10 protein-coding genes and 1 pseudogene are annotated in these 15728 nt (G+C 33.6%); 9 read left to right on the top strand and 2 right to left on the bottom strand.

What is annotated here, in order from left to right:
• Nucleotides 1-682: pseudogene (locus tag EKM78_RS12810) on the top strand (SLAP domain-containing protein); the annotation flags it as partial.
• Between the two features lie 641 nt (nt 683-1323).
• On the opposite strand, the gene EKM78_RS10625 reads toward EKM78_RS12810, so the two are convergent.
• Nucleotides 1324-1884 (bottom strand): hypothetical protein, encoded by a 561-nt coding sequence (locus EKM78_RS10625; RefSeq protein ID WP_164507311.1) that lies wholly within the window; start codon nt 1882-1884, stop codon nt 1324-1326.
• Between the two features lie 497 nt (nt 1885-2381).
• On the opposite strand from EKM78_RS10625, the gene EKM78_RS10620 reads away from it, so the two are divergent.
• The 6 genes from EKM78_RS10620 to EKM78_RS10595 all read left to right on the top strand — a co-directional run bounded on the left by EKM78_RS10620 (nt 2382) and on the right by EKM78_RS10595 (nt 10294).
• Nucleotides 2382-3875, top strand: a complete 1494-nt coding sequence (locus EKM78_RS10620) for an SIR2 family protein (protein ID WP_125772082.1) — start codon at nt 2382-2384, stop codon at nt 3873-3875.
• Nucleotides 3876-4733: 858 nt separating this feature from the next.
• Nucleotides 4734-6260, top strand: coding sequence for a hypothetical protein (locus EKM78_RS10615; protein ID WP_125772080.1), 1527 nt, complete (start codon nt 4734-4736; stop codon nt 6258-6260).
• Between the two features lie 41 nt (nt 6261-6301).
• Nucleotides 6302-6724, top strand: coding sequence for an ArpU family phage packaging/lysis transcriptional regulator (locus tag EKM78_RS10610; protein ID WP_125772078.1), 423 nt, complete (start codon nt 6302-6304; stop codon nt 6722-6724).
• A 131-nt stretch (nt 6725-6855) separates the two neighbouring features.
• Nucleotides 6856-7203 carry a hypothetical protein gene (locus EKM78_RS10605; protein WP_125772076.1) on the top strand — a complete coding sequence of 116 codons (348 nt, stop codon included), beginning with the start codon at nt 6856-6858 and terminating at the stop codon, nt 7201-7203.
• Between the two features lie 83 nt (nt 7204-7286).
• The gene (locus tag EKM78_RS10600; protein ID WP_125772074.1) at nt 7287-8393 is read left to right on the top strand and encodes an acyltransferase family protein; all 1107 of its coding nucleotides are present in this window, start codon (nt 7287-7289) and stop codon (nt 8391-8393) included.
• Between the two features lie 485 nt (nt 8394-8878).
• A complete protein-coding gene (locus tag EKM78_RS10595; RefSeq protein WP_125772073.1) occupies nt 8879-10294 on the top strand; it encodes a hypothetical protein in 1416 nt (471 codons plus the stop codon).
• A gap of 183 nt (nt 10295-10477) precedes the next feature.
• On the opposite strand, the gene EKM78_RS10590 is transcribed toward EKM78_RS10595, so the two are convergent.
• Nucleotides 10478-10948 (bottom strand): hypothetical protein, encoded by a 471-nt coding sequence (locus EKM78_RS10590; protein WP_125772071.1) that lies wholly within the window; start codon nt 10946-10948, stop codon nt 10478-10480.
• A gap of 424 nt (nt 10949-11372) precedes the next feature.
• Between EKM78_RS10590 and EKM78_RS10585 the strand changes: the two genes are divergently transcribed.
• The gene (locus tag EKM78_RS10585; RefSeq protein WP_125772069.1) at nt 11373-13229 is read left to right on the top strand and encodes a hypothetical protein; all 1857 of its coding nucleotides are present in this window, start codon (nt 11373-11375) and stop codon (nt 13227-13229) included.
• A 666-nt stretch (nt 13230-13895) separates the two neighbouring features.
• Nucleotides 13896-15317, top strand: coding sequence for a hypothetical protein (locus EKM78_RS10580; protein WP_125772067.1), 1422 nt, complete (start codon nt 13896-13898; stop codon nt 15315-15317).
• Nucleotides 15318-15728: the final 411 nt, after the last annotated feature.

The raw sequence follows: 15728 nt of genomic DNA, 5'->3' as shown, positions 1-15728 counted from the left end.
TACAACAGATGGAGCAACATATTATCAACCTGTAACAGTTACACTTGATCCATCAGCAGACTTGAACACAATCTTTAGTAATTATGAGAACGGCAAAGGTGGCGGGATTACTTTAAATGGTAATAAAGCTATTAGTAAAAATGTCAATGGTGGTAAAACATCAAGTACTCAACCATTGACTTATGTTCGTGAAATCAAAGTAAGTTCAACCGCTGCTTCAAATTGGACAGTTACACCAATTAAAGGCATTGTTACAGTTGGCGGTTCAATCGCTGCACTTTGCGATGATAATGGTCAACCTTCAACAGGTCGTTCACTTGCTACTAATACACCTTGGCTAACTGATGAAAAACGTGTTAATAACACTACTGGTGCAGTTCAATATCGTGTATCAACACACGAATGGGTTGCCGCTGAAGATGTTTCATATTCAGATGGTCAAACACCTGCTGGATTGACAGATGTTACTGATCTTGAAGGTAGACATGTTGTTAACCTTGACGGACCTTCAGGCTTTGTTTACTCACTATATGATTCAACTGGTAAACTAGCTAGTCGTGGTCTTGCTGGAGCAACTTCATGGTTGACTGATAAGACAGCTAAAGATTCAGATGGTACTACATATTATCGTGTATCTACTGATGAATGGATTAAAGCTGGTAATGGCGTTAACTTTGAATAATTTTATTTAAGCTATCACTATTACCTACATCGTTTGATCAATTCTTGTAATTGACAAAAATCTTTGAACCGTCTTCGGTTCTTACAATCAATCACTGAAGTGTGTCAGTGATTACTCAACAAGTGCCTTTGGCACATCTATTTGATGAGTTCGCTCGTTAAATAATGAAACCGCCTTTTTTACAGAAGTGGGGCTGTACGGTTTTATTAAAAGGAAATTCACTAGATAAATAAAAAGTGTTTCATTGAAATTTGGAAAATAGTTTCTTGAAATACAAAAGGAGTTTGCAAAGCCAATGGCTTGTGCAAACTCCTTTTTTTTGGCTACGAATAGATAACCAGTAGTACTTAGATTTCTTAACAAAAATTGATTCAAGTTATCTCAATCGGGATATTAGTTGCTAGCTTTATTTTATAGAAGGTGCAATTATTGGATGAGATATTCAAGATAATCCCATTATAGACAATATCATTAATGATGAACCTAAAAAATCTTTGAATAGTTGATAGACAGATTATTATTCTAGTACACCATTCTATGATGATTTGTACCTCATCATAACTCGATATAGTGAATTATCAATAATCCACATCTTAACGTTTTGCAGATTTTACAATAGATGCTGTATTAAAGTGGAAAATTTATTTTTGATTAATTGCTGAATTGATCATTTCTTCTAACTGCATGAGTAATGGCTTGGCATTCCATTCATAAAAATATACTAAAATTACGAGTGGAATCATACCTATCAATACAGCCATTACAACCCATAGTAAGTTTAGTTTGAGTGATTTGTCTAAAAAATCATAACCACTTACAGCTCCAAAAATTGACAGAATAATTATTACGGATCTATGCAGGTCGAGTATATTTGTTTTGTAATAATTTAATATGATTTTTAAAAAATGCAAGTCACCAGTACTCATAAATTTAATATTTGAATTAAAGTTACCCATATGGTGATGTCTAAGACTTATGGTTGGCTTCCACATTACTAGATAGAATTCATGTGCGGAATTCATATGATTGTGAATACTATCCTCAGCCAATCTCTTAGTCATTAAATCTGACACAAAATTATCAAATTGCTTAGCTGGAGTTAGATAATATCGTTTTAATCCCCAAAAGAAAAATGCAACATAAGCTCCAATAATGAATATCATCGGTGTGAGTACTGCCATCAACTGATAAATATTCTCCATTGGATGAAATGCTAGTATCAAAATAATAAAGTATAGTATGATGTGTGTGATAATTAAGATTTTGTGTGCTTTGAGCCTCTTTTTCATGAATTTCTAACGATCCCCTTACAAAATTTATTTGTAAAAATCGTACAATTGATTCCCAAAACATTAAACTACATGTTTGATATATTTGAATATCGATATTGTTATTGTTATGCAACACTTACTGACTACATTTTACGATGTAAGATAATGGATAAACCAAAACATCGTTTAATACCAAAAACTTATCAAGGGATTAAATCAATTTTTTTGAAATATATTCAGAAAACTATGCATTCCTATGTGTTACTTATTTACACTTTATGATATAAAACAAATCATTACACTTACTGAAGGGAAAATTTAACAATGACTGAATCAGAATACTTTGACAATTTACAAAGAAACAATCAATTTCCGATTATTTTTATTGGGTCAGGTATTACTCAAAGGTATTTTGAGAATGCACCAACTTGGGATCAACTACTAGAACAAATTTGGAAAAGGGTGGCATTGAGGAAAAATATTTATCCAAATTTAATGATTTAAAGAATCAAGGAAAAAATGATTTTGAAATTTATACAAATATTGCAACTTTTTTGGAACAAGAATATGATCGAGCATTCTATGCTGAAAGAATTCAATTAAATAATCTGACGCCAAAAGAAGCACATAAGAAAGGAAAATCACCATTTCGAGAGCAGATTGCCGAAATTTTTGATGGTTTGAAATTTAGAGATGATAGGAAAGAAGAGATAAAGAAATTCACATCGATGTTAAAGAAAGCCAGGATGATTGTTACAACAAATTATGATCAATTTATTGAAAAGAGTTTGAACAACGCTATAAGTATTAAAAATGGTAATCAGGGATTGTTTGAACCAGCAAATGATCTTAATGAATTGTATAAGATTCATGGATCGATTAGTTCCCCCAACTCCATTGTTATCACTGAAAGTGACTATGAAGAGCTAAAGCATACTTCGGATATAGTGAACGCTAAAATTTTGAGTCATTTAACAGAATCGCCCATTGTCTTTATCGGTTATTCTCTTACTGATAAGAATATCCAAGAGTTACTTAAAGATTTGTCAGACAATATGCCATCGTCAATAGACGATGCTGCACAACGAATCGGAGTAGTGGATTATGTTCCTGGTGAGAACAAATTGGTTCAATCAACAAGATCTACTGAGAACAATGCTTACTATACTGAAATAAAAACTGACAACTTTTCCAAAATATACTCAAGTATTTCAGCGATTGAGCAAGGTTTTACGCCTTCTGAGTTGGCTAAGTATAGTTCAGCATTAAAAAAAATCATTGATGTTAAAGGTCAACAAGGTCATCTGAATAAAGTGCTAACTTCTTTTGTAGATTTAAAGAATCTACCACATGAATTGAATAATAAAAATTTGGTAGTCGCATTAGGTGATGAAAGGTGGATATATAAATATCCGGATTATGTCGATTATATAAGAGCGTACTTTTCTGAAGAAAGTGAACGGTTACCCGAAGACATTGCCATAAAATTTATTACAAATACATCATCAACATCTATGCTACCTATATCTAAATACTTAACAAATGTTAATTTCACTAATAATAATATTAGCGATAAGGATAGAAAAAGAATAAACCAAAGATTAAGTAATTTTAAGGATCTAAGTACAATTATTGAGAAAATATCTATTCCCAAAAAAGATGAACCGAAATTGGATGAATTAGTAAGGAGTGGTATGTCTCCAACACAAATATTCGAAGAAAAGAAAACAGGGATTCAATTTAAGAAAAAAATTGCATTCTTTGTAAAAAACATTGAGAATGATGGAATTAATGAAAATGAAATTCTAGACTATTTGCTTTACAGTAACAAAATTAAGGATAAAAATTTAAGCGATACCACTTGTAGAAAATTCTTTATGGCATATAGTGTTTTACATGATAAATTGATAGATAAAATATAAAAAAAGCCCAATATGCATTTGCATATGGGCTTTTTTTATGACAGGCAAAACAATCATCGCTAAAACGCAACTGTTTTTTGCTGAATTCATATTAACAAATTCTAGTTCAATTTGTCAAAACAAATTTAAAAAAAATTCATGATAATACACCTTATTTCTCTCAAAATATGCATAATCTAGTTGATAAACTCAACATTAGCATTGATTTTTCTTGAATTAGCCAAAGTAATCAATCATTCTATAAAAACGGTTTAATATTTTTTGAACTAAAAAATATAATTCTGAAATCAATATAATCCATATGAGATTTTACAGAATAATTAATATTAATGTTTTTTAATTCATTAATAATCTCTTCATTAAGTTGAAATAAAACTTTACTTTTCAAAAAGTTAGTAAGAATATGGTAAATATTTTTTTATTATTGTTAAAAAACCACAATCAAATTATTAGAGATAATTAATCGTATTTAAATAAAGTTAAAAAATATGATTTTATTTCCTAAATAATGCTTTATGTGTTTCTTGATAATTGCTATATTTATCATGTACTTAATAGTCATGTCATTTTAAAAATCAACAAATGTTTAAATGTCCTGATTATTTGGCAAAGCAGCAGTAGGTCAAGCCAAAGGGATGGAAATCATAAGTAATATTTTGTTTCAGAAGACTTAAGTGAATATGCGTGCTTGTTAGAATGGTCACTAATATAATCCATTCATGTAAAAACACTTAATTAATAAATCAACAATAAATGATCAGTAAAATGATTTCTAGCAAAGATATTCTGATGATTCATACATTGTGAGAATTCAATATTGTTATTACAAAATTTATTCGATTGTTAAAGATGCTAATTATGAGAGAAGAGGAACTGATTATTATGATAAAGATCCAAGAATTATCTTCCCGATTTACTTTAGTTTGTTTTTTTATTTTTACGACAATTGTTTTAGCGCTAAGTACTAGGTTTTTTGTCTCCACATATATTTTTAAAAACACAGTATCCAATGTAGCTATAATAGCCTCATTTTTCGTATTCATTTCGCTCTACACTTTGTTGTTAATGTTAATTAGGACAGATAGTAGATACACCAATGCAGTAGTATTAGCCTTTATGTTGCTGCTTTTTACCGCTGCATCAATAGAATGGCTAAGAGTCGTTCCACAACATCAAATTAGCGATTTTGGAAATTTTTGGTATCATGCACAGTCTGCGTTAAAAGGAGTTCCATTATTTCATTCTGATAATGATTATTTTGCAAAGTACGCATATCAGAGCGGATTTATGATATATGTCATGATAATAGTTAAAATTTTTGGAACTAATATTTTTGCAATGCAAATGGCAAATATAGTTGTTCAAGTTCTTATTTTATTAATGACGTATCTGATAAGTAATCGAGTTTTCCATGACATAAGAGTTTCTCGATTATCAGTTTTGTTACTGTCAGTCAATTTAGATTGGTTTGCGTTGTCGAGTCAAGCAGATAATCAGTATCTAGGATCCTTACTATTCTTAATTGCGCTTTACTTACTTCTAATCAATAAGTATTGGTCGTTATTCTTGTCAGGAATAGTTCTTTCATCGGGATGGATCATTCGCCCCGTAGGACCGGTAGTATTCATGGGAGCTATTTTATTTTTATTAATATTCTTTTTAAAGAAACCCAAGCTATATTCCGTTTTAAAAATTGCTCTATTTGCGATGACGTGTTTTGTGATACTTTCAGGAACCAGTTTATTAGTTCAGAAATCAGGTCTTAATCCCTACGGGTTAAAAAATTATGATACTCAATGGAAGTTTATTGCAGGCTTGAATTATCAGTCACATGGAATGTATTCAGCAGACCTTGATGACTCTTTAAATGCTTCTTCCTCAAGAAAGTTAAATAAGTTACATGAAAAAGTAGTCTTGAATCAACAAATTAGAGACCTTAATGAAAAGCATCAATGGTTAAAATTATTCGTCAATAAAATTTCATTTTTATGGGCAAGAAACAGCGAAGCTATATCCTTTACCCAGTTTAACTCGATTCATACGGATAGGTTAACGCAAATCGTTACCTTATTAGGATTCTTAGGGAGTTTTATGGTAATCATTTTCTCCTGGATTGGTTCATATCGACTTTTTAAAATAGAAAATGTATCTCCCATTATTTTATTCATTCTTCCTGTGCTTGGATTTGCACTGGTTGAGTTGATAATTGAAGTTCAGGGAAGATATCGAATAGAATTTATTCCAATTATTTCCATGATTGCAGGTGTTGGATTATTCAGTGTCTATAAAACTATGGTTAAACCAAAAAGGAATCCCCTTCTAATTAGGGAGAATAAACCATATCTTCATGATCTTTTTAGTGGCAATGATCCAATGAGATTTTAGGAGATTTATAGTGCCAGAACTTTTAATCATGGGAGGAAATAATGGATATATTTCAAGAAATAGACAAAAAGAAGACCAGGAAAAATGCCCGAGATATCTTAAAGAAGTATCGCAGACTATCTCGTATGTGTGAAGAGGGATTAACCAACTACTATTCTAAAGAACAAATATCATCTCTTTTTCATGTTAAGAAAGTCCAAAGTACCCAGGGATCTATTTCAAACGAAGCCAAAAGAGAACTAGTTGCTATACAAAAAGCGTTGGGGACTTTAAGTATAGAAAATTTGGAAGTGATCTATTTTACTTATTTATCAAAAGAAAAACATAGTTGCATCGAGATATCAGAACTTGTTTATGGGGGATATCTTAGCATGAAAACAATTGAGCGCCGTCAACAGGAGGGACTGGTGCAATTTTGTGAAGCATATAAGAATGGTAAATATCTTATTTGGCTAGATGACTAAAACTTGTCCTTTTATTGTCTAAAAGATGAGAGTTGCACAAAACTCTTGAATGATATTCTAAATTCGTGATTAAGATCTGATTTCCATAAAATCCTAACCACTATCTATATTAGTTAACAGGAGGAGTTATTATGAGTTTAAAAACTACATTATTAACGAGTGTCGCAATTCTTGGATTAGGTATTGCACCATCTGTTACGACAATTTTAAATAGTGCACAATCGGTTAATGCTAGCACGACAGAAACTATAAATACAGATTCTAATCGAGCAATTAACGAATGGGGCAAAGTTAAAGTTTTGAATGGAGTTTACGTTTCAACTTATGATTCAAATGGAAACATCCTTGATGGCAGAATGGCAGCTCCCGATTCAGAATGGATAACAGATCAACACATTTTTGTAAATGGACATTTCTTCTTCAGAATTGGGGTCAACACATATCTTAGAGATGAGGATGTAATCTTCTCACCATCATAATCAATGAGTGATTAAAATAAATTCATAAAACAAGGAATTCTTGTAATTTGAAGAATTCCTTGTTTTTATTAAAGGAGCATAGTATGCCACGAGCAAAGAGAAATTCAGCAATTGAAATGTTAAGAATATTCTCCATGATTCTGATAACTTTGCATCATTTCAGTTTGTGGGGTCAAGGATCTAGGAGTGATCAATTAATTGCCAATGGAAAATTAATGGAGGCATTTGAATCACTTATGTATTTACCATTAGGTGATATTGGAGTATATGTTTTTGTAATGATTACCGGATTTTATTTGAGTAAAAGTGTCGTTTCTATAAGGAAGTCTGGATTAAAGATTAAGTCTATATATTCCGAATTGTTATTTTATGATTTCTTATTTTTATTAGTGGGAATATATTTTCATCTCCCACTTGATAACTTCCCCAATTTAAGAGATCCACTGGTGCCATTTAATCATGTCCCAAACATTATGAAATCAGTTTTTCCAATTTTGTTCAATCACTATTGGTTTGTTACGGCATTTATAATATTGCTTCTATTAGTTCCGTATCTAAATCGCAATATACAATTGTGGAAAAGAAGCGAAATGGGATTTTTAATATTAATACTGGCGATAACTTGCGGTGTTTTCCCACTTTTGAATAATAACGTCGCATCAGAGACTGTGGGTCTGGGAATTGTTATTACGGCATACTACATCGGGGCATACATTCGTATATTTTTAAATAAAAGTACAAAATCATTAATACTAGGTATATTCTTAGTCGTTGTAAATATTTTGATTATTTATACAATTGCTTATTTTGACATTGTGATCCTGAAATATCGTTTTATTAAAATATATACGGGATTTTTTGCAATGTTGGCAGCAAGTGGACTATTTATGATATTCACCAATATCAAACCATTTTACAATCCGGTTATTAACTTCTTTTCAAAACATGTGTTCGCAGTTTATTTGATAACAGAGAATGTTTTTATGATCAAGCCATTATGGAAATACTTTGGATTTTCTCAGATAAATGATATTAAAATTGTAAATGTTTGCGGATTTTTAAGTGTTGTTCTTATCACGGTGGTTTGTATATTATTTGATAGTTTGAGATCAACGATGTTCAAAGCAATTATCGTATTGCATAGAAGAATTCGTTCGATTGTTATTTTTCCATCGGAAGTCAAAAATTAGGATAATATGAAGAAAGACTATTACATTACAGTTTATGAAATTGAAGAGGAGGAGAAACCAGAAAATGGATTTTCCTCCTTTTTTATCTTAAATGCAATGATTGTATTATTTTTATGAAGATAGATTTTCACATTTTAATCATTATTGGTTGAGAAGTGCATTTATGCCACAAAAAATTGAATGGTGACCAGTAAAAAAGATTGTGAAATTTGTTTTTAACAATGTAAACGTTACATTTTTATTAAGAAGGTCTTAAAGGAAAATTTAGGATTAGCTATTTTTTTGCAAAAAAAACACAAAAAAGAATCAATTTCAGCACATTGTGTGTCAAAAATATTTCAATAATACAGTAAAGTTACATTTATGCTTAATATCAGTTCATAAAATGATTCACAATTAATAAACAAATATACTAGGTGTTGTGGACAGATACCACATACCAAAAAAATAATTCAAATTTTTTAAGTCCTGGGGGGGATTAATAAATGAAGAAGAATATCAAATACGCTGGAATCGCTGCCGCTGCCTTGCTTACAGTCGCACCAGTCGCAACACCAGTAGTAAACTCAATTTCAAATACTAATGTAGCCCAAGCTGCTACAGATACAACATTAAGTAATACAGTTGCTAAGTATTTCAATACTTTAAGTGACGTTTCATCAGATACAGGAGCAGGATACACATTCTTCTCTGATATCAATGCTAATAATTATGGTAAAGAAATGTCATTCAAGTCATTTGAGGCATTGAAGAGTGTTGATGCTACCCGTAATGGTATTAGTATTGATAACAAGAACGTTTTGGAAAACGATGATACTGTAAAATATACAATTTCATCACCACAATATTCAAACTATGCTGACTTTAACACACGTGTTAAAGATGTAATTGCTAACGGTGGTACTATCTCGCTTAAAATTACAGCTACTGATGGAGATGGCATTAACGAAAGCAAAACAATCAACTTCACAAACAAAGACAAATCAACTGAAGGCGTTACATCACTTGATGTAAACTATGCAGATCCATATATTGCTCAAGTTGGAGACTCAACTGCTTCAGTTAAGCACACAACATCTTTTGACGCTTCTGTTACTGATCAAAATGGTGACGATGTTGAGATCACAAAAGTTCAACCTTCACAAAATATTTACACAACTAAAGCAGACGCTTTGAGTCAAAACACAGACAAGGCCATCAAAGATACAAAATTTAACACTAAAGATGCTACATACTATCAAGCAGTTAACATCACTCTAGGCAATGACGTTAACGTAAATAGTATTTACAACAACGCACAAGCTGTTAAAGATGGCGTATCATTCACAATCAATGATGCAAATGCAGTTGCTGCAAACGTTATTCCTAACCAACCAGATACAATCAAACTTGTTCGTGCTATCAAAGTAGGCGACAAAGAAGTAGAACCTTCAGAAGATTCATGGACAGAAACAGATGCACCAGGTACTGTTAGAGTAGGTAATGATTTGGCACACTTGTATGATGACAACAACAAGCTTACAACACGTTCAATTGCCGCAAGTACAGACTGGGCAACTGACAAATATCGTACAAACGATAAGACTGGTGAAATTCAATATCACGTTTCAACACACGAATGGGTAAATGCTAGTGACGTTACGTTCTATGCTAAAGGTGATAACGGCAACGGTCTAGGTAATGTTACTGATCTTGGTACAGGTCACGTAGTTACATTAGACGGTCCTGCTGGATTCGTTTACACATTGTTCAAGTCAGACGGTAGCAATGCTACACGTGGTTTGGCTGGATTAACAGCATGGCAAACAGACAAGTCAGCTACTGATGCCGAAGGTAACACATACTACCGTGTATCAACTGACGAATGGGTACGTGCCGGTTCTGGTGTAAACTTTAAATAATCATCTATTCCAACTCATAATTCGATGAAGTTTAATATATAAAAAATAAGATCTCTCCATAATTTTATGGAGGGATCTTTTTTTGGTGTGGAAACGAGCTCCAGACGACAGCGTCTTCCACTCTCTTATTTTAAAAAAGCTGAACAAAAGCATTGTCCAACTTGGTCATTAATATTTAATTAGTTAATCTTCAAGAAAATCAAATGATGGCGGTGTTAATTTTGTTTTGATGCATTCTGGATGGAACTTGATTAAATTACCAGTTGCGCGTTCTTTAGCGACGTTTGGTGACATAACAGTGCACCAAATGTCTTTAGGAATCAATTCTGCGTTTGGCAAGTACGTTAACTTGACCAGACTTCCAATTTCAGGCGTCAATCCACGATTATAGATGAATAGGCGATAGTCTTTGTAATTGATGATATCTTCGTCCGTATAGGCCAAATTCTCAGCAAAATAATGCAAATAGTGAGTGTAAACTTCGTCGAACAATTTATCGTCTTCGAGACACTTTTTAACTAAGAAACCCAGCGCATCGGCAGTAGCCAGATTCTCAATATTGCCTTCTTCTTCGGCATAATGCTCAGCTATCCTAAATTGCGTTTCTTCACCCCAATTTTGAAAGTCGTATCGAAATTGATCGATACGATCCAAAAGCTCCCCCTCCTTTCTTCAAATGATGAGTTAATCATATCGAAGATCACCAGGGAAGACTACTATTTTTGCTATGAGATTTTTCATAATAAATGGACGTTTGAATTATGTTTTTTTATCAGAAAAAGTAGGATTTCTCGTAAAAAAATTTACTAATATTAAATATAAATAGACAAGTTAATACATAATGTCAATTAAAACGCCGTTGCAAGAAGATGGCTTAATTTAAATGAAAACAATATAAATATGATAATACCAGTCCATAATTGAATTTTCCCAATGTAAATTTTGTGTAAAGTTAAAGTTAAGTTGAAGTTAAGAAATAGATTTATTTGTTGTCAAATATACGCCACGGACGTAATCTCAAGTTGCGCTATATAACGCAGGGAATACTACCATTGAGAAGAAAATTGGGGAGAGAATTATGAAAAAAATTAAATATGTTGGCATAACAGCTGCCACTTTATTAGCTGTCGCACCAGTAATTGGCGAAAGCGTGGAAAATACCACCGCAGTCCACGCTGCTACTACTGAAAATACTAACAATCAAATTACTGACAATACTGCCATTTCAAATGTGAATGATGCCAATAATGCTACTACAGCAAATGGCAACATACCTGTATCAACATATGGATTCTTAGGAAACGTATTGGGAAATGCAGTACATGCTGTAAGTAATGGATTTAAAAATGAAAAAAATAAGATCGAGAAGGAAGCTATACATGAAGCAGCTAAAGAAGTAACACATGAAGCTTCTCATGCATTAACAGGACCAAGCAAGGAGAGAATAGCTGCAGAAAAAGTTTTAAATGCGATGCCAAATACGGTTACCTATGACAATGGAAATCTTTGTCCAAATTTTGGTATATTGGCTAATAGTTTTGGAACTAAACTAAATGCAGAAGCATTTGAAAAATTAAATAAATCATTTCCAATTACTGCACTTGGATTTCCCGAATCAACAGTTCAAACAATTGACGATTTTCTAGCATTCAGACCGTTCCTCGGCCTGTCACCAATTAGGGGTAAAATAATCTTTGGTGCTGGTGTTGATAAAGCGACACTTATTGATCAAGCATTAAAAACTTATTATCGTGGTGATGGCGCCAAATTTGATTTACCTATCAAAATTGTGAACTATCAAGATGAACTTGTTGCACAAAAAACTATAACATTCACCAACAACGCAAATTATAAGAATCCAGTAGCACCGCACATTACAGTTACACAACTAGGAATTAATTATGCCGATAATATGGCCGTACCGGCAGAAATGGATACCAGTGAACTGAAGAGCGAAGACAATGCAAATGTAGTTGCAATAGATCAAAATGGAACTCCAGTACCATTTACTACTTCGGTTGGTGATTTATACTATTCACAACAATCTGCTTTCAGCCAATCTGGTAAGACATATGATGAGGATAAATTGCCGAAGACAGATGCCACACTTTTCCAACCTATTACCATAACTTTCGATAAAGCTTCAAGTGGAGTGGATTTACAAAAAATTAACGATTCAATGAAGCAAACCGCCCAAAAGAAGGGCATTTCTATTAAAGATTTGATCAATCAATTAATCAGTTTAGGTAGTAAGTTTACTGGTATGGGAGCTGGCATGGGTGCTCAACAAGATCCAAGTGCAACCCAGAAAGTCAATGCTATTTCGGTCAATGGTGGTACCTTCACTCAATTCCAAAGCTATCCTGACTACACAAACAACAGCATCACATTCATCCGTATGCTAAAGGTCACACCAAAGGTTGATCCAAACAAGAAACCTGATGTTGATCCAGATCATGTGAACGATGCCGAGAATTGGGATGTCACACCAACTAGCGGCACCTTGAATGTTGGCGGTAGAAATGCAGATTTAGTTGACGATAATGGAAAACCTGATAACCGTGAACTTGGCGCCGGTACTCCTTGGATCACCGATCAATATCGTGTCAACAAGATCACCAAGGAAGGTCAATATCGTGTTTCAACTCACGAATGGGTCAGTGAAAAGGATGTAACCTTCAAGCAAATTCAAGGCAATCAAGCATCAAGCACCGCCTTCACATCGATCGTCGACATTCACCCAGGAACACTTCACCTAAGCGGCAAACCAGTCTTCAAGCTTTACAAAAAAGACGGCAAACAATCCAATCGTAGCTTAGCCGGAAACACTGACTGGTACACCGATAAAATTGGTTACGGTAAAGACGGAAGCCAATATTACCGTCTTTCAACCGATGAATGGGTCAAACTAACTAGCGGAGTACAATTTAAATAATCAACAAATATTGTTTGTTGATATAATGGTAAAAAATAACTAGTAAATTCATTTGCCAGTTGGTATATTATTAATTGAACACAACCTTGTAAACCCTGTTGTTTCTCGAATGAGCACAACAGAAATTAGATTCATCAGTCTTTGACTGATGGGTCTTTTTTTTTCCTTGGATATGTTAAATGATTTAATATTGTCAGTCATCACTGCTGTGCTATGACATATATATTGAAAAAAATACAACCTGTAGACAAATTATTTTTTTGGAACAATAGATACACAAAAACAGCTCATCTGTCCCAATATTTCAACGAGCGAGCAGTTTTCTCTTTTTTAAAGTTCACTTAAAATATAAAATATCTTGTTGCAAGCAATAATTTTTTCTTATAGTATTTGACATACATGGTCATAATAATGGATCGTGAAAACAAATCCTGGGGAGGATATTATGAGAAAGATTAAGTACGCAGGAATAGCTGCTGCACATTATTAGCTATTTCTCCAGTAGCAACATCAGCTGTAGGGAGCACAACACAAACTGTTCAAGCAGCCGACACTACAAGTTCTTCAAATGGTTTCAATGATTTTGTTAAGGGCGTTTGGGGTGTCATTAAACCAAATATTACACAAACAGAAACTGGTAAGAAGGTAGCAGAAGTTGTAGAAAAAATGTATGAAACCGCTACAAAGGCAAAAGCCGACAGTGATGCTAACAAAGAAGATGCCAAAGATGATGCATCTAAAAAATCTGTTGAAGCATTAACGTCTATTGGTAAAGAAAGCGTTGTTTATACCGGAACAAGTGAAGGTGACTTGAGTTACCTTATTGCTGACAACGGAAAAACAGTTAAATCCAGTGAATTAGCAGAGGATTTGTGGAGGGCTGCAGCGGGAACTCCTGATTTACGTACAGCTTTAAAATCTGATGGTGATGTGCTTGATTTTGAAATTACAACTGGTTCAGCAAATGCTCAAGACTTGCAAACAACCTATGATAGCTTTAAAGAGTTGGGAAATGGCTTCTCAATGGCATTTACCATCAAAGTCACAGATCCTGATAATGACAATGCAAATCTTGGTAGCACAACAATTACTTTTGTTAACAATAAAGAAGTTGCTGCCGTTTCAACAAGTTTGAACGTTTCATTCACAACACCTATTCATGTTAACGCTGGTGATAGTGCATTTGCTCAAAAACTAACGACTAGTGTTGATGCTAAAGTTACAAATGAAAAAGGCGAAACAGTAAAACCTTCTAAAGTAAAACCTGGTAATTTTTACAATAATGAATCAGATGCAATTCTTAAGAATGGCAATACAGCTGGAGTTAGTGAGAAATTCGCGGGTGACGGCTTAACATATTACCAACCTGTTACTTTGGAATTTGCTCCAGACGCAGTAAATGTTATCTCAATTTACAATGCAATGAAAAAAGATGGCTCACAAAGAATCACGTTGAACAACAAAGATGCTTATGGTCAAAATGTTTCTTCAGCTAACAACTCAATCACATATGTTCGTGAATTCCAAGTAGGTTCAGGCTTTGACAACAACACAGACAAACCTGACACAGACGACAATAATAACAACGAAGATAACAACAACGACGCTAACATAGAAAACGGCGTATGGGTTGAAGACAATGCTAACGGTAAAGTAACAGTTGGTAACAACGTTGCATCATTATACGATGACAACAACAACCTAACAAACCGTGCCGTAGCCGCAAATTCAGCTTGGGCAACTGACAAGAGCAGAACAAACTCAAAAACAGGCCTAAAACAATACCACGTATCAACACACGAATGGGTAAACGCTGATGACGTAACATTCTCAGGTGACGAAAACAACGGCTCAAACGCCTTAGGAACAATTTCAAACCTAACAGGTCATCACACAGTTGACCTAGCAGGTCCAGACGGCTTCGTATACGCATTGTTCTCAAGCAATGGCACACGTTCAAACCGTGGACTAGCAGGAAACACATCATGGTACACAGACAAGTCAGCAACAGACGGAGAAGGCAACACATACTACCGTGTATCAACTGACGAATGGATTCGCGTAAGCGATGGAGTATCATTCAAATAATTAAGAAACAAGAAAAAAGTCCTCATCGAGGGCTTTTTTTTATGTCCAATTTTTATTTTCTTTAACATCAATATTCCTTAATCCTTTGCACTTGAACCAATCTTTAGAACTTACCAGAAAGCAAAGAAACTGAGATAGACAAGTAAAAACTAGGAAGCACAAAGAGTGACAATTTAACAGAAAAAAGTCGGTAAATCTCAAACCTCGAGAGAGATTATGACACAAACCTAGGTGGAGGGGCAGGGCGCTATATGGGCTCAGCCGCCAAATTTATCTTGGCAATTTATTGGTTCTTGTTGTACTTTGGTTAGCCATCAAGAAATTCATCAAGATTTAGGTTGCCTGTTGATTCCAAAAAGACTAGTCTACACTTTTTAAAAAAGTTGATAAAATTAGTCCTTCCGTATACAA

Source organism: Companilactobacillus furfuricola (assembly GCF_003946325.1).
Classification (GTDB): domain Bacteria; phylum Bacillota; class Bacilli; order Lactobacillales; family Lactobacillaceae; genus Companilactobacillus; species Companilactobacillus furfuricola.
Note: the sequence above shows the minus strand (reverse complement) of the source record. Positions and strands in the feature narration are given on the sequence as shown.